A 16,067-nucleotide genomic window follows, 5' to 3' on the forward strand; every position below is an offset into this window, starting at 1 on the left:
CCGCCATGGCCAGGAGCATCGCCACCAACACCAGCGCCGACCGCGCGCAGCTGCTCGAATTCCTGCGGCCCCGGCACCGCGCCATCCTGATCACGACGCGGCGCGACGGGCGCCCGCAGTCGTCACCGAACACCTGCGGGGTGGACGCCGACGGCCGGGTGGTCATCTCGACGTACCCGGAGCGGGCGAAGGTGGCCAACATCCGGCGCGATCCCCGGGTGTCGCTCTGCGTGCTCTCCGACGAGTGGAACGGCCCGTGGGTCCACCTCGACGGCACGGCGGAGGTGCTCGACCTGCCCGAGGCGCTGGAGCCGCTGGTGGAGTACTTCCGCTGCATCTCCGGTGAGCACCCGGACTGGGACGAGTACCGCGACGCCATGCGCGCCCAGGGCAAGTCGCTGATCCGGATCTCGATCGAGAGCTGGGGGCCGATTGCCACGGGCGGATTCCCGGCCCGGCTGGCCGACTGAGCGCAGGCGGCCGGGCTGGGCGGGCGGGCTGGGCGGGCGGGCTGGGCGGGTGGCGGTCAGCCGCTGATGCCCAGCCAGGGGTTCGGCACCTCGACGCCGAGCAGGTAGCGCAGCGCGTCGCGGTGCATGCCCGCCACCGGGTCCAGCAGGTCGGGGTGGCGCAGCAGCACCGCGGCCGCGCGCTCGCGCGGGTTAGGGGTGGTGAGCCGGCGGAACTGCCCCAGCAGGTCCCCCGCCCGGCGCGGGCGCGGCCGGCGGTGGTCCTCCTGCTCGGGCACGGCCGCCGCGACGGCGGACACGGCGCGCACCGCGAGCACGGGGTCGGCCAGCAGGCAGGCGCCCCAGCTCACCACAACCTCGTCGACCCAGGTGCGCCACGCCTCGTCCTCGGCGTACTCCTCGACCGGTTCGCTGCCGGCCCGCCAGTCCAGCACGGCCGAGCCGCCCGGCCCGGCCAGCGCCACGAGTTCGGCGTCCACCGGCGTGGGGTAGCGCAGCCAGGCGGCGACGGTCACGGCCTGGCGCGCCTGCAACTCCGCCAGCGCGGCCGCCTGGTGATCCTCGCCGGTGGCCGGGTACGCCCGCGCCAGCCAATGCGTGCTGGCGGCGATCACCGGCGACAGCGCGGCAGACGGACCGGCCACGTGGCCCTCCCAGGGTCGAGGCGACCCGGGCGGGGCGCGACACGCCCTGTTCCTCGGCGGGGAGCCGCCCAGCCTAAGCAAGATCACTCGGTTGGCACCGCATGGCAACCGACGCGCACCCGAGGAGGCTCCCCGGCGCTCGCGCTCCGGTAGGTTGAGCCGTGACGCGCGCCACCGGATCGCGCCGTTGCTCCACTGCGGAAACGCGGCCCGGGGCACGGCGTGGATTTCCCGGTCGCCGAGCCCGTTCCCGCGCCTGAAGACTACGGTGGAGATCATGACCGGTCGCTTTCCCATCGAAGACGTCACGCCGTCGGTGTCCTGCGGCCGCTACCCCGCCAAGGCGGTCGTGGGTGAGCTGGTCCCGGTCTCCGCCGTGTCCTATCGGGAAGGACACCACGCGCTGGGCGTCAACGTGGTATGGCAGGGCCCGGGCGCCCAGCCCGAGCCGTTCACGCGCATGCGGCCGGGCGAGCCGGGGCTGGACACCTGGCACGCGATGATCAAGCCGGACCGGGTCGGCCGGTGGACCTTCACCATCGAGGCGTTCGACGACCCGTACCTGACGTGGCGCAACGCGGTCACCAAGAAGATCGGCGCGGGTCAGGGCGCGGGCGAGCTGGCGAACGATCTCGCCGAGGGCGCCGAGGTCCTCGACCTGGCCGCCAAGATCGTCCCGGCGGCCGAGGAGGAACGCGTCCGGGCCGCCGCGGCCGCGCTGCGCGACGAGCAGCGCCCGCTGTACGAGCGGGTCTCCCCCGCGCTGGACCTGGAGGCGCTGCTCTGGCAGCACCCGGTGCGGCACCTGGTCACCACGACCCGCTCGTACGCGATCTGGGTGGACCGCAAGCGCGCCCTGTTCTCCGCGTGGTACGAGTTCTTCCCGCGCTCGGAGGGCGCCGAGGTGGGTCCCGACGCCGTCCCGGTCAAGCACGGCACGTTCCGCACCGCCGCCGAGCGCATCCCGGCCGTCGCCGCCATGGGCTTCGACGTGCTCTACCTGCCGCCCATCCACCCCATCGGCAAGATCAACCGCAAGGGCCGCAACAACACCCTCGTGGCCCGCCCCGAGGACGTCGGCTCCCCCTGGGCGATCGGCTCCGATGAGGGCGGCCACGACGCCATCCACCCGGAGCTCGGCACGCTGGAGGACTTCCGGGCGTTCGTCGCCACGGCGCAGGACAACGGCATGGAGGTGGCGCTCGACCTCGCGCTGCAGGCCGCGCCGGACCACCCCTGGGTACGCGAGCACCCGGAGTGGTTCACCACCCGCGCCGACGGCAGCATCGCCTACGCCGAGAACCCGCCCAAGAAGTACCAAGACATCTATCCCCTGAACTGGGACAACGACTACCAGGGCCTGCGCAGGGAGGTGCTGCGGGTCGTCCTGCACTGGGTGGAACAGGGCGTCAAGATCTTCCGGGTCGACAACCCGCACACCAAGGCCCTGAACTTCTGGCAGTGGCTCATCACCAAGGTCAAGGACGTCGACCCCGACGTGCTGTTCCTGGCCGAGGCGTTCACCCGGCCCGCCATGATGAGCGGCCTCGGCAAGATCGGCTTCAGCCAGTCGTACACGTACTTCACGTGGCGGACCACGGCCTGGGAGATGCGCGAATACCTCAACCAGCTGCTGGCCTCGGTGGACTGGATGCGGCCCAACTTCTGGCCCAACACCCCCGACATCCTGCACGAGACCCTGCAGCACGGCGGCCCGCCGATGTTCAAGCTCCGCGCGGTGCTGGCCGGGCTGCTGTCGCCGTCGTGGGGCATGTACGCGGGCTACGAGCTGTTCGAGCACGTGGCCCGGCCCGGCGCCGAGGAGTACCTCGACAACGAGAAGTTCGAGCTCAAGCCCCGCGACTGGGCGGGCGCCGCGCGCTCCGGGCGCACCCTGGCGCCGTACCTGACCACGATCAACCAGGTACGGCGGGAGAATTCCGCCCTGCACTGGCTGCGCAACCTGCACTTTCACGAGGTCGACAACGGCTCGCTGCTGTGCTGGTCGAAGCGGGACCCGGAGAACGGCAACACCATCCTGGCGATCTGCTCGTTCGACGCGAACAACGTGCAGTGGGCCAACACCACGCTCGACATGCCGGCGCTGGGCATGGACTGGCACGAGCGGTTCACGGTGACCGACCAGATCACCGGGGCGTCGTACGAGTGGGGACAGCACAACGCGGTCCGCATCGACCCGTACGTCGAACCGGCGCACATTTTCGTGGTGCAGCCGCGGAGCTGACGCGATTCGAGTCCCTGCGGGTGGGGTAGGTGGGAGCGATGGACGACGCGAGTCAGGTCGACCCGGCGGAGGGCAGTCACCTCGAACACGGCGTGGTCGAGCACCCCAACGCGGACGACTTCGGCCACGCCCGGGCGCTGCCCGCGGACCGCACCTGGTTCCAGCGCGCCGTCTTCTACGAGGTGCTGGTCCGGGCGTTCTACGACTCCAGCGCGGACGGCTCGGGCGACCTGCGCGGGCTGATCGAGCGCCTGGACTACCTGCAGTGGCTCGGCGTGGACTGCCTCTGGCTGCCGCCGTTCTACGACTCCCCGCTGCGCGACGGCGGCTACGACATCCGCGACTTCTACAAGGTGCTGCCCGACTTCGGCACGGTCGACGACTTCGTCGCCCTGCTCGACGCGGCACACAAGCGCGGCATCCGGGTGATCACCGATCTGGTCATGAACCACACCTCCGACTCGCACCCGTGGTTCCAGGCGTCGCGCAACGACCCGGACGGGCCGCACGGCGACTTCTACGTGTGGAGCGACACCAGCGAGCCCTACGCCGACGCCCGGGTGATCTTCGTAGACACCGAGGAGTCCAACTGGACCTTCGACCCGGTACGCCGCCAGTTCTACTGGCACCGCTTCTTCTCCCACCAGCCGGACCTCAACTACGAGAACCCGGCCGTGCAGGAGGCCATGCTCGACGCGCTGCGGTTCTGGCTCGACCTGGGCATCGACGGCTTCCGGCTGGACGCGGTGCCGTACCTGTTCGAGGCCGAGGGCACCAACTGCGAGAACCTGCCCGCCACCCACGCGTTCCTCAAACACTGCCGCAAGGTCATCGACGACGAGTACCCGGGCCGGGTGCTGCTGGCCGAGGCGAACCAGTGGCCCGCCGACGTGGTCGAGTACTTCGGCGACCCGAAGACCGGCGGCGACGAGTGCCACATGGCGTTCCACTTCCCGCTGATGCCACGCATCTTCATGGCCGTTCGCCGGGAGTCCCGCTTCCCGATCTCCGAAATCCTGGCCCAGACTCCAGCAATTCCGGAGAACTGCCAGTGGGGGATCTTCCTGCGCAACCACGACGAGCTCACCCTGGAGATGGTGACCGACGAGGAGCGCGACTACATGTACGCGGAGTACGCGAAGGACCCGCGGATGAAGGCGAACGTCGGCATCCGGCGCCGCCTCGCGCCCCTGCTGGAGAACGACCGCAACCAGATCGAACTGTTCACCGCGCTGCTGCTGAGCCTGCCCGGCTCCCCCGTGCTGTACTACGGCGACGAGATCGGCATGGGCGACAACATCTGGCTGGGCGACCGCGACGGCGTGCGTACCCCGATGCAGTGGACGCCGGACCGCAACGCGGGCTTCTCCACCGCCAACCCCGGCCGGCTCTACCTGCCCGCCAACCAGGACCCGGTGTACGGCTACCAGGCGGTCAACGTGGAGGCCCAGCGCGACAACTCGACGTCGCTGCTCAACTGGACCCGCACCATGCTGGCGGTACGCCGAAGGCACGAGGCGTTCGCGGTCGGCACGTTCCGCGAACTGGGCGGCTCCAACCCGTCCGTGCTGGCGTACCTGCGCGAGGTCGGCGACGACGTGGTGCTGTGCGTCAACAACCTGTCCCGCTTCCCGCAGCCGATCGAGCTGAACCTGCAGAACTGGAACGGCTACACCCCGGTCGAGCTGACCGGGCACGTGAACTTCCCGCGCATCGGTCACCTGCCGTACCTGCTGACCCTGCCCGGACACGGGTTCTACTGGTTCCAGCTCTGCGGAACCGAGGAGAAGTGATGACGCTGCCGTTCGCCGACTGGCTGCCCCGGCAACGCTGGTACGCGGGCCGTACCCGCACCCTGGAGTCCGCGAAACCGGCGTCGTCCACCGCGCTGCGCGACGCCCTCGACCTGATCCTGGTCGACGTCACCTACACCGACGGGAGCTCGGAGCGCTACCAGGTGCTGGTCGCCTGGGACTCCGGCCCGATCCCCGAGTACGCCGCGATCGCCACGATCGGCTCCGACGGCGAGCGCATCGGCTACGACGCCCTCTACGACCCGGAGGCCACGCGGTACCTGCTGTCGCTGCTCGGCACGGGCAAGGCGGTCGGCGACGTCGTGTTCGAGCCGGAGCCCGGCGTGGCCCTGCCGTTCGACGCGGCGCCCCGGGTGTTCGACGCCGAGCAGACCAACACCAGCGTGGTCTATGACCAGGCGGCGATCCTCAAGGTCTTCCGCCGGGTGGCCAGCGGTGTCAACCCGGACATCGAGCTGAACCGGGTGCTCGGCCGCGCCGGCAACCCGCACGTGGCGCGGCTGCTCGGCTCGTTCGAGACGACCGAGAGCGGCGAGCCGTGCGCCCTCGGCATGGTCACCGCGTACGCGGCCAACTCGGCCGAAGGATGGGCGATGGCCACCGCCAGCGCCCGGGACCTGTTCGCCGAGGACGCGGAGCTGCACGCCGACGAGGTGGGCGGCGACTTCTCCGGCGAGTCGTACCGGCTGGGTGAGGCCGTGGCCAGCGTGCACCGGACCCTGGCCGAACAGCTGGGCGTCGGGCCGTCGCCGTTCCCGGTGGACGCGGTGCTGGCCCGGCTGCGGGCCGCGGCCGCCGCCGTGCCGGAGCTGGCCGCGCACGTACCGGCCATCGAGGCGCGCTTCCGGGAGCTGACCGGCGCTCAGGTGAACGTCCAGCGGGTCCACGGCGACCTGCATCTGGGTCAGGTGCTGCGGACCCCGCCCGCCTGGCTGCTGATCGACTTCGAGGGCGAGCCGGGTGCGCCGCTCGACGAGCGGCGGCTGCCCGACTCGCCGCTGCGCGACGTCGCCGGGGTGCTGCGCTCCTACGAGTACGCCGCGTACCAGCTGCTCGTGGACACCGACGACGAGCAGGAGCATCTCGCCGCGCGGGCCCGGGAGTGGGTGGACCGCAACCGGGCCGCCTTCTGCGACGGGTACGCTGCGGCGGCAGGCATCGACCCGCGTGATCAGGCCCCGCTGCTCGCGGCGTACGAGTTGGACAAGGCGGTCTACGAGGCCGTGTATGAAGCCCGGCACCGGCCAGGGTGGTCGCGGATCCCGCTGCGCGCCATCGCCCGGCTCGTCGGCTGACTGCGGAGGAAATCGATGATCGGGCACAGCACCTCGGCCTCCTCGGCCGCCGACGAGCGGGCGATGCGCGCGGTGATCAGCGGGGACACCCACGACCCGCACGCGATCCTCGGGGCGCACCCGCACGGCGGGCGCACCGTGATCCGTACGCTGCGGCGCGGCGCCACCGCGGTGACCCTGCTGTTCGGCGGCGAGAAGGCGCCGATGACCAAGGTGCACCCGGACGGGATCTTCGCGGTCGACGTGGCGGGCACGGTGCTCGACTACCGCCTCGACGTCGACGGGGTGGAGTGTGACGACCCTTACCGGCACCTGCCCACCCTGGGCGAGCTGGACCTGCACCTGATCGGCGAGGGCCGCCACGAGAAGCTGTGGACCGTGCTGGGCGCGCAGCACCGCGGCAGCGGGGTGGCGTTCGCGGTGTGGGCGCCCAGCGCGCAAGGGGTGCGCGTCGCGGGCGACTTCACCGGCTGGGGTCCGCACGACGGCTGGCCGATGCGCTCGCTGGGCTCCAGCGGGGTGTGGGAACTGTACGTCCCGGGCGCCGCGCCCGGCTCCAGGTACAAGTTCCGCATCCTCGGCCGCGACGGGGTGTGGCGGGAGAAGGCCGACCCGATGGCCCAGCACACCGAGGTCCCGCCGCAGACCGCCTCGGTAGTGTACGAGTCCCGCTACGAGTGGGGCGACGCCGAGTGGATGACGGCCCGCGCGTCCCGGCACCCGCACCAGGACCCGATGAGCATCTACGAGGTGCATCTGGGCTCGTGGCGCCCCGGCCTGTCGTACACCGAGCTCGCGGAGCAGCTCACCGAGTACGTGCTGGACACCGGCTTCACCCACGTCGAGCTGATGCCCGTGATGGAGCACCCGTTCGGCGGCTCGTGGGGGTACCAGGTCACCGGCTACTTCGCGCCGACCTCCCGGTTCGGCACCCCGGACGAGTTCCGCCACCTCGTCGACACGCTGCACCGGGCGGGCATCGGGGTGATCCTCGACTGGGTGCCCGCGCACTTCCCCAAGGACGAGTGGGCGCTGGCCCGCTTCGACGGCACCCCGCTGTACGAGCACGGCGACTGGCGCCGCGGTGAGCACCCCGACTGGGGCACGTACGTCTTCGACTTCGGCCGTACCGAGGTGCGCAACTTCCTCGTCGCCAACGCGCTGTACTGGTGCGAGGAGTTCCACGCCGACGGCCTGCGCGTCGACGCGGTCGCCTCGATGCTGTACCTGGACTACTCCCGCAACTCCGGTGAGTGGACCCCCAACCAGTACGGCGGCCGGGAGAATCTGGACGCGATCAGCTTCCTGCAGGAGATGAACGCGACCGTCTACAAGCGCAACCCCGGCGTGGTGACGATCGCCGAGGAGTCCACGGCGTGGCCCGGCGTCACCCGCCCCACCCACCTGGGCGGCCTCGGCTTCGGCTTCAAATGGAACATGGGCTGGATGAACGACACCCTGACCTACATGGAGAAGGAGCCGATCTACCGGCAGTGGCACCACCACCAGATGACCTTCGCCACGGTGTACGCCTGGAGCGAGAACTACATCCTGCCGATCAGCCACGACGAGGTGGTGCACGGCAAGGGCTCGCTGACCGGCAAGATGCCCGGCGACCGGTGGCAGAAGCTGGCCAACACCCGCGCGCTGCTGGCCTTCATGTGGGCGTTCACCGGCAAGCACCTGATCTTCATGGGCGCCGAGATGGGCGACGAGCGGGAATGGAACGAGGCCCGCGGCCTGGACTGGGATCTGCTGCAGGACCCGGCGCGCGGCGGAATCCGGCGCCTCGTCCAGGACCTCAACCGGGTGTACCGCGACACCCCGGCGCTGTGGACGCAGGACACCGAGCCGAGCGGCTTCCGCTGGATCAGCGCCGAGGACTCCCAACACAACGTGTTCTCGTTCCTGCGCTTCGCCCCGGGCGGCGACACCCTCGCGTGCGTGGTCAACTTCGCCGCCGTACCACACGAGGGCTACCGCATCGGCCTGCCCCGGCCGGGCGTCTGGCGCGAGGTGATCAACACCGACAGCGAACTGTACGGCGGCTCCGGCGTCGGCAACCTCGGCCAGGTCACCGCCGAACCGCAGCCGTGGCACGCCCTCGACTTCTCCGTGTCACTGCGGGTCCCGCCGCTGGGTGCCGTCTGGCTCCGCCACGAACGCTGACCGGGCCGGGCTGTCCGATGGTCGTCCGGCGAGATCCGGCAGGCGCACGGTAAGATTCCGAATCGAATCCCGATCGAGGACTCCCACCACAACGGACGGGCTGCGTGCCCCTCACGGACGATTCCCAGGCCCAGGACCGGCACCGGATCGAGTTCGCCACCACCGACCCCGAACGCGCCATGGCGTACCTCAATGCTGCGTTCGGCTCGGCCACCACCATCCACAGCCACCCGGACACCTACCGGTTCAAGCACCGGCGGCTCAGCGTCGGCCCGTTCTGTCTGGATTCCCTGGAACATCACGCCCTGATCGAGTACCGGTGCGACACCGAGACGCCGATCATGGTGACGCGGGTCCACCGTGGATGCCGGACCGATCTCGACCGCGGCATCCGCTACGGCATCGGCGACCTCGGCCTGCACGTCAACACGGGCCGGCTGCACCGGGTGCGGCAGGAGGCCCTGGAGGGCTCGCTGGTCGGCATCGCCGCGCAGGTCGTCGTCGAGGTCGCCCGCAACGACCCCGAGTGTCCGGGTCCGCCGCTGCGCTTCACCGCCGTGAGCCCGGACCGTCCGGCCGACGTCCGCCGCTGGCTGCACGTCGTCGACTACGTCACCGACAGCGTGCAGAACGCCCCCGACTTCATCGCCCACCCGCTGCTGGTCGGCCCGTTCGCCCGGCTGCTGGCCGCGACCCTGCTCACCACGTTCCCGAATACCTGCGCGACCGAGCCGCACCACTACGATCGCACGGACGCGACCGTCGCCGCCCTGTCCCGCGCGGTCGGGTTCCTCGAGGCCAACGCCGACCTCGACATCAGCGTGGTCGACGTCGCCCGCGCCGCCCGGGTCACCGTTCGTGCCGTTCAGCGCGCCTTCCGTCGCCACCTCGGCACCACCCCGATGGCCTACCTGCGGCGCGTCCGGCTGGCCCGCGCCCACGACCAGTTGCGGGCCGCCGAGCCGGGCGACGGTACGACGGTCGCCGACGTCGCGTTCCGGTGGGGCTTCGGCCACGTCGGCCGGTTCACCGGCGCCTACCGGCAGATCTACGGCGAACAGCCCGGCCAGACCCTGCGCCGGTGAGCCCGGGCAGTAATTCCTGTCACGTGCCGGGCCTATGAAGTGCCACGCCGGGGACGCCGATGGGAACCCGGAGCCGCGCTGCGGCCCAACGTCACGGCGTCCCGGCACGGATCATCAGCACCCTTGTCCTCGGCCGCCCCGGCGCGGCGCCGGGGATGATCCGCGCCGTGCCGCCGATCCGCCAGGCCACCGCCCGGCACGTCCACCCCGCCTCGTCCACCCGTGGACGGCACCCGACCACACCGGCACCGCTCGCTGAGCGCCGCCCGGCCGAACACATGGAGGATCGACCCCGATGACCGCCCCGTCCCGTGTCCTGTGCCTCGACGACGATCCCCGTATGTTGAACGAGCTGGAACGGATGCTGCGCACCAGCTACCAGGTGGTCACCACCACCGACCCGGGCGACGCGCTGGGCCGGCTCGCCGACGCCGCCGCCGACCCGTTCGAGGTGTTCATCGCGGACATGAACATGCCCACCGTCGGCGGCATCACGGTCCTCCAGCGGGCCTACGCCGTGTCCCCGCACACCACCCGGGTCCTGCTCGCCGACGAGATCAACCTCAATGACACCGTCGCGGCGATCAACCAGGGACGCGTCTTCGAGTTGCTGCTCAAGCCCTGCCCGCCGGTCGAACTACACAACACCGTCGCCGCCGCCACCGTGCAGCACCGGGCCGCGACCCGCACCGATCCGCGCCAGGCCCAGGCCGCCCTCGCCGGCAGTGTCCAGGCGCTACTGGCCACGCTCGCCCAGGCCCAACCCGCCCTGGTCGAACGCGCACACCGGATGCGCCGCATCGCCGCACACGTCTGCGCCACCCTCCAGGTGCCCCACGCGTGGCAGATCGAGCTGGCCGCCGAACTGACCATGGTCGGCGCGGTCACGCTGCCGGAATCCACCGCCGAGGCCGTCATCACCGGCATCCCGCACAACGACGCGGAAGGGCGGGTGCTGGCCGACCTGTTCGACCGCGCCGCCGCGGTGCTGATCCACGTGCCCGGCCTGGCACCGGTCCGTACGATCATCCAGCACCAGCTACGCACGGACCGCGACCCGATGTGGCCGCTACCGGCCGACGCCCCGCACGGCGCGCTGGTGCTGCAGGCGGTCCGCGAATACGACGCGCTGATCCACCGCGGCACCCCCGCCGACCTCGCCCTGGCCACGCTCACCATGCGGAAGACCCACCGCCCGGAACTCGTCGCCGCCCTGGCCGGCTACGCCGGCGTCGCGCTGCCGAACCAGGCCGTCCGCGAGGTCACCGCCGAGGAACTCGCCATCGGCGACGAACTCGCCGACGACGTGCACTCCGCCCTCGACCTGCTGCTGGTCTCCCGCGGCGAGATCGTCACCGAGCAGCTGCTCGACCGGGTCCGCAACTTCAACGACTCCACCGGCCTGAAAGGCCGCATCCTCGTCACCGCGTGACCCTGCGCGCCGGTCTCAACGACGGGTCAGCCAGTCCGTGGCGAGCAGGCCGAACAGCAGGTCGTCGGTCCATTCACCCTTGGCCCAGGTGTGCTGGCGGCGCAGCCCCTCGCGGGTGAAGCCGACGCGTGCGAGCAGGCGGGCCGAGGCGAGGTTGCGGGCGTCGCACTCGGCCGAGACGCGGTGCAGTCCGCGAACCCGGAACAGGTGATCCAGGACTGCGGTCACGGCCTCGGTGGCGTACCCGTGGCCGCGGTGCCCCGGCGCCAGGGTGAAACCGAGCTCCGCCTGCCGCCCGTTCGGGTGCGTGCCGACCGCGACGTCGCCGACCAGGACGTGGTCGGCGGTGCGCTCGACCGCGTACTGGAACCATCCCGGGCCGTCGGGGTCGGACACCGCCATCTCGGCGACGAACGCGCGCGCCTCGTCGAGCGGGAACGGGGCGTCCCAGGACTGGTAGCGGGCGGTGTCCGGATCGGACCGGTACGCCGACAGCGCGGCGGCATCGGCGCCGGAGAAGCGGCGCAGCACCAGCCGTTCGGTGGTGAGCAGCTCAGGCTTCCTCGACGTCGGCGACGATGACCGTGACGTTGTCGGGGGCGCCCGCCTCCAGGGTGCGGGCGATCAGTTCGGCCGCGCACTCCTGCCGGTCCGGGTGGTCCCGCAGCGTCGACGCGATCACGTCGTCGGTGACGTAGTCGGAGAGCCCGTCGCTGCACAGCAGGAACCGGTCGCCCGCCCGCACCGGCACCATCCGCCCGGCAGGCCGCAGCGGGCCGCCCTGCACCGCCTGGGTGACCAGCGCGCGCTGCGGGTGGCGGCGCGCGTCCGCCGGGGTGAGCACCCCGGAGTCCACGAGCGCCTGCACGTACGTGTCGTCGCGGGTGAGCTGGGTCAGCACGGCGTCGCGGCTGAGATAGCAGCGGGAGTCACCGACGTTGAGCGCGGCCATCGCGTCGCCCGTCAGCATCAGCGCCGTCACGGTGGTGCCCATGCCATCACGCGCGCCGTCGTCGGCGACCGCCGCCTCGATCCTCTCGTTCGCGGTGCCCAGCGCCGTGATCAGGTCCTGCAGTGGCTCCCCGGAGTCGGGCAGTTCGTCGACGGTCGCGAGCGTGCGCACCAGGATGTCGCTGGCCAGTTCCCCGGCGGGCAGGCCGCCCATGCCGTCGGCGACCACGAGCAGCCGGGCGCCGACAAACGCCGCGTCCTCGTTGTTGTCGCGCACGAGTCCCTGATCGGTGGCCGTGACGGCGCGTAACACCAGCGTCATGCCACCAGACTGCCAAGAACCTGCGGCGGTGTCTGTAGTACCTACTACGTAGTGTTGGGTGGTGATGGCGGTACCAATGGTGGGACGCGCCGCCGCGCTCGACGAGCTGCGGCGGGCGTGGCAGCGGGTCGACGACGGCGGCGGATGCCTGCCCGCGGTGCTCACGGGTGAGCCGGGCACCGGCAAGAGCGCCCTGGTCGGGGCGCTGTTGCGCGACGTTCGGGCGGGCACGGTGCTGGCGGGCGCGGCGCGGCTGCACTCCCCCGCGCCGTACGACTGGCTGGCCGCCGTGCTGGCCGGGCGGGACACCAGCGCGCTGCCGGTGCCGCCGGACGCCCTCGCGTGGCTGGCCCAGCATCCCGACGTCCCCCGGGAGCGGTACACGCCCGAGGCGCTGCTGCGGCTGGCGGTGGGCGCGGTGCGGGCGCTGGTCGGCACCGGACCGGCGGTGCTCGTGGTGGAGGATCTGCACGCGCTCGACCCGGCCAGCCTGAACCTGGTCGGCGAGCTGGCCGCCACGGACCTGCCCACCCTGCTGCTGGTCACCAGCCGCCCACCCGACGACGCGGTCTCCCCGCAACTGGCCGCGCGCAGCCTGGCCCGGCTCTCCGGGGTGCCCGGCGCGGTACGCCAGCACCTCGGCGCCCTGGACGCCGGGCACGTCGCGGAGATCATCGCGCACGCGTACCCGGACGACGCGCCGTCGGCGCACCTGGCGTCGGCGGTGTGGCGGCGTACCGGCGGCAACCCGTACCGGCTGACGGAGCTGCTGGCGATGGCGGCCGGGCGGGGCCCGCAGGCGCTGGTCGACGAGCCGCTGCCCGGCTACCTGCGGCCCGACGCCGGCCCGGATCCGGCTCCCGAGCCGCCGAAGGAGCTGACCGCCCGGGAGCGGGAGGTCCTCGGCTGCCTCGCCGAAGGGATGTCGAACAAGCAGATCGCCCGCGCCCTGGAGATCTCGGTGCGCACCGTGACGGTGCACGTGTCGAACCTGTTGCGCAAGACCGGCGCCTCGTCCCGCACCGAGGTGGCCCTGCGGGCGGTCCGCGCCGGGACCCCGGATCGTCACCCCAGCGTGCACCGATGAGCGGGGCGGCGCGACAACCCCCGGCGGCCTTGGGCACAATCGTCGCGGCAGTCCTACGAGAGGTGAACGAGTGACGACCACGATTCATCAGCGCATCGCCGAGGAGCTCGGGGTGCGCGAGCGCCAGGTGACCGCGGCGGTGGAGCTGCTGGACGGCGGGGCGACGGTGCCGTTCATCGCCCGCTACCGCAAGGAGGTCACGGGCACCCTGGACGACCAGCAGCTGCGCACGCTGGAGGAGCGGCTGGGCTATCTGCGGGAGCTGGAGGACCGCCGCGCGGCGGTGCTGGAGTCGATCCGCTCCCAGGGCAAGCTGGACGAGGCCCTCGAGGCGCAGGTGCTGGCCGCCGACTCCAAGGCGCGGCTGGAGGACATCTACCTGCCGTACAAGCCGAAGCGGCGCACCCGCGCGCAGATCGCCCGCGAGGCCGGACTGGAGCCCCTCGCCGAGCTGCTGCTGGGCGACCCGACCCGCGACCCGCGCACCGAGGCGGCGGCCTACGTGGACGCCGACAAGGGTGTCGCGGACGCCGCCGCCGCGCTGGACGGCGCCCGCGCCATCCTCGTCGAGCGCTTCGCCGAGGACGCCGACCTGATCGGCGAGCTGCGCGAACTCATGTGGACCAAGGGCCGGCTGATCGCGAAGGTGCGCGACGGCCAGCAGACCGAGGGCGCGAAGTTCGCCGACTACTTCGACTTCGCCGAGGCGTACACGAAGCTGCCGTCGCACCGGATCCTCGCGGTGTTCCGGGGCGAGAAGGAGAACGTCCTCGACCTGACCATGGAGCCGGAGCCCGAGGACGCGTCGTCGTTCGAGCCGCGGATCGCGGCCCGTTTCGGCGTGGCCGACCACGGGCGGCCCGGGGACAAGTGGCTGGCCGACACGGTGCGCTGGGCCTGGCGTACCCGGATCCTCGTGCACCTCGGCGCGGACCTGCGGCTGCGCCTGTGGCAGGCGGCCGAGGACGAGGCGGTCCGGGTCTTCGCGGCCAACCTGCGGGACCTGCTGCTGGCCGCGCCCGCGGGCACGCGGGCCACGATGGGCCTGGACCCCGGTTTCCGTACGGGCGTGAAGGTGGCCGTGGTCGACGCGACCGGCAAGTGCGTGGCCACCGACACGATCTACCCGCACGTGCCCAGGAACCAGTGGGACGAGTCGATCCACAAGCTGGCCGGGCTCGCCGCCGCGCACGGCGTGGAGCTGGTCGCCATCGGCAACGGCACCGCGTCGCGGGAGACCGACCGGCTGGCCGCCGACCTGATCAAGCGGCATCCCGAGCTGACGCTGACCAAGGTGATGGTGTCCGAGGCGGGCGCGTCGGTCTACTCCGCCTCCCCGTACGCGTCGCAGGAACTGCCCGGCCTGGACGTCTCGCTGCGCGGGGCGGTCTCGATCGCCCGCCGCCTGCAGGACCCGCTCGCCGAGCTCGTGAAGATCGACCCCCGTTCGATCGGCGTCGGGCAGTACCAGCACGACCTGTCGGAGCTGAAGCTGTCCAAGTCGCTCGACGCGGTCGTGGAGGACTGCGTGAACGCGGTCGGGGTCGACGTGAACACCGCGTCCGCGCCGCTGCTGACCCGGGTCTCCGGCATCGGCGCCGGGCTGGCCGAGAACATCGTGCTGCACCGCGACGCGAACGGGCCGTTCCGCAACCGCTCCGCGCTCAAGCAGGTGGCCCGGCTGGGTCCGAAGGCGTTCGAGCAGTGCGCTGGCTTCCTGCGCATCCCGGACGGCGACGACCCGCTGGACGCCTCCAGCGTGCACCCCGAGTCGTACCCGGTGGTCCGGACGATCCTCGCGGCGGCGGGCTCGGACCTGCGCACGGTGATCGGGAACAGCCCGCTGCTGCGCGGGCTCAAGCCGGACCGGTTCGTCACGGACAAGGTCGGGCTGCCCACGGTCACGGACATCCTGCGCGAGCTGGAGAAGCCGGGCCGGGACCCGCGCCCCGCATTCACCACCGCCACGTTCGCCGAGGGCGTCGAGAAGATCGCCGACCTGAAGCCCGGCATGATCCTGGAGGGCGTGGTCACGAACGTGGCCGCGTTCGGCGCGTTCGTGGACGTCGGGGTGCATCAGGACGGGCTGGTGCACGTGTCGGCGCTGTCGAACACGTTCGTGCAGGATCCGCGCGACGTCGTGAAGTCCGGCGACGTGGTCAAGGTCCGGGTCGTGGAGGTCGACGAGGCCCGCAAGCGGATCTCGCTGACGATGCGGCTGGAGGACACCCCGCGCCGGGAGCCGGGCGGCCGCTCCCGCGACGGCCGGGGCGGTCAGGACCAGCAGCGCCAGGGCGGCGGGCCGCGCCAGGGCCAGCAGCGCCAGGGTGACGGGCCCCGCCAGGGCCAGCAGCGCCAGGGCCAGCAGGGCGGGCAGCGGCAGGGCGAGCAGCGGCAGGGCGGGCAGCGGCAGGGCCAGCCGCGCGACGGTCAGCAGCGGCAGGGTGGCCAGCGGGGTCGCTCGGGCGGATCCGGTTCCGGTTCCGGCGGCAGCTTCAACGGCGGCGCGATGGCGGACGCCCTGCGGCGGGCGGGCCTGGCCAAGGACTGATC

At 72.0% G+C, this 16,067-nt stretch carries 12 protein-coding genes; 9 read left to right on the forward strand and 3 right to left on the reverse strand.

Features of this window, described 5'->3' with window-relative positions:
• Positions 1-5: 5 nt before the first annotated feature.
• Positions 6-470, forward strand: a complete 465-nt coding sequence (locus EV385_RS01640; RefSeq protein WP_130507834.1) for a PPOX class F420-dependent oxidoreductase — start codon at positions 6-8, stop codon at positions 468-470.
• 56 nt (positions 471-526) lie between these two features.
• On the opposite strand, the gene EV385_RS01645 is transcribed toward EV385_RS01640, so the two are convergent.
• On the reverse strand, positions 527-1,114 hold the full coding sequence (locus EV385_RS01645) for a hypothetical protein (RefSeq protein WP_130507835.1): 588 nt from the start codon (positions 1,112-1,114) through the stop codon (positions 527-529).
• A gap of 277 nt (positions 1,115-1,391) precedes the next feature.
• Here EV385_RS01645 and EV385_RS01650 point away from each other — a divergent pair, with 277 nt between their 5' ends.
• The 6 genes from EV385_RS01650 (at position 1,392) to EV385_RS01675 (ending at position 11,154) form a co-directional block, all read left to right on the forward strand.
• Positions 1,392-3,359 (forward strand): alpha-1,4-glucan--maltose-1-phosphate maltosyltransferase, encoded by a 1,968-nt coding sequence (locus EV385_RS01650; protein WP_130507836.1) that lies wholly within the window; start codon positions 1,392-1,394, stop codon positions 3,357-3,359.
• Positions 3,360-3,397: 38 nt separating this feature from the next.
• Positions 3,398-5,152, forward strand: a complete 1,755-nt coding sequence (gene treS / locus EV385_RS01655; protein ID WP_130507837.1) for a maltose alpha-D-glucosyltransferase — start codon at positions 3,398-3,400, stop codon at positions 5,150-5,152.
• The gene (locus tag EV385_RS01660; protein ID WP_130507838.1) at positions 5,152-6,468 is read left to right on the forward strand and encodes a maltokinase N-terminal cap-like domain-containing protein; all 1,317 of its coding nucleotides are present in this window, start codon (positions 5,152-5,154) and stop codon (positions 6,466-6,468) included. The genes treS and EV385_RS01660 overlap by 1 nt, the downstream gene beginning before the upstream one ends.
• 63 nt (positions 6,469-6,531) lie before the next feature.
• The gene (glgB, locus tag EV385_RS01665) at positions 6,532-8,637 is read left to right on the forward strand and encodes a 1,4-alpha-glucan branching protein GlgB (protein ID WP_130513004.1); all 2,106 of its coding nucleotides are present in this window, start codon (positions 6,532-6,534) and stop codon (positions 8,635-8,637) included.
• A 104-nt stretch (positions 8,638-8,741) separates the two neighbouring features.
• Positions 8,742-9,722, forward strand: a complete 981-nt coding sequence (locus EV385_RS01670) for a helix-turn-helix transcriptional regulator (RefSeq protein WP_130507839.1) — start codon at positions 8,742-8,744, stop codon at positions 9,720-9,722.
• 295 nt (positions 9,723-10,017) lie between these two features.
• Positions 10,018-11,154 carry a response regulator gene (locus tag EV385_RS01675; protein WP_130507840.1) on the forward strand — a complete coding sequence of 379 codons (1,137 nt, stop codon included), beginning with the start codon at positions 10,018-10,020 and terminating at the stop codon, positions 11,152-11,154.
• Positions 11,155-11,169: 15 nt separating this feature from the next.
• Here the strand turns inward: EV385_RS01675 and EV385_RS01680 are convergent, their stop codons facing one another.
• Entirely contained in the window at positions 11,170-11,685 is a 516-nt protein-coding gene (locus EV385_RS01680; protein WP_242624640.1) for a GNAT family N-acetyltransferase, read from the reverse strand.
• Between the two features lie 22 nt (positions 11,686-11,707).
• Positions 11,708-12,427 (reverse strand): PP2C family protein-serine/threonine phosphatase, encoded by a 720-nt coding sequence (locus EV385_RS01685; protein ID WP_130507842.1) that lies wholly within the window; start codon positions 12,425-12,427, stop codon positions 11,708-11,710.
• Between the two features lie 64 nt (positions 12,428-12,491).
• Here EV385_RS01685 and EV385_RS01690 point away from each other — a divergent pair, with 64 nt between their 5' ends.
• Both EV385_RS01690 and EV385_RS01695 read left to right on the forward strand, forming a co-directional pair.
• Positions 12,492-13,514: a helix-turn-helix transcriptional regulator gene (locus EV385_RS01690; RefSeq protein ID WP_242625214.1), complete on the forward strand. Its 1,023-nt coding sequence runs from the start codon at positions 12,492-12,494 to the stop codon at positions 13,512-13,514.
• 70 nt (positions 13,515-13,584) lie between these two features.
• The gene (locus tag EV385_RS01695; RefSeq protein ID WP_130507844.1) at positions 13,585-16,065 is read left to right on the forward strand and encodes a Tex family protein; all 2,481 of its coding nucleotides are present in this window, start codon (positions 13,585-13,587) and stop codon (positions 16,063-16,065) included.
• The last annotated feature ends 2 nt before the right edge of the window (positions 16,066-16,067 follow it).

It is taken from the genome of Krasilnikovia cinnamomea, from assembly GCF_004217545.1.
GTDB lineage: Bacteria > Actinomycetota > Actinomycetes > Mycobacteriales > Micromonosporaceae > Actinoplanes > Actinoplanes cinnamomeus.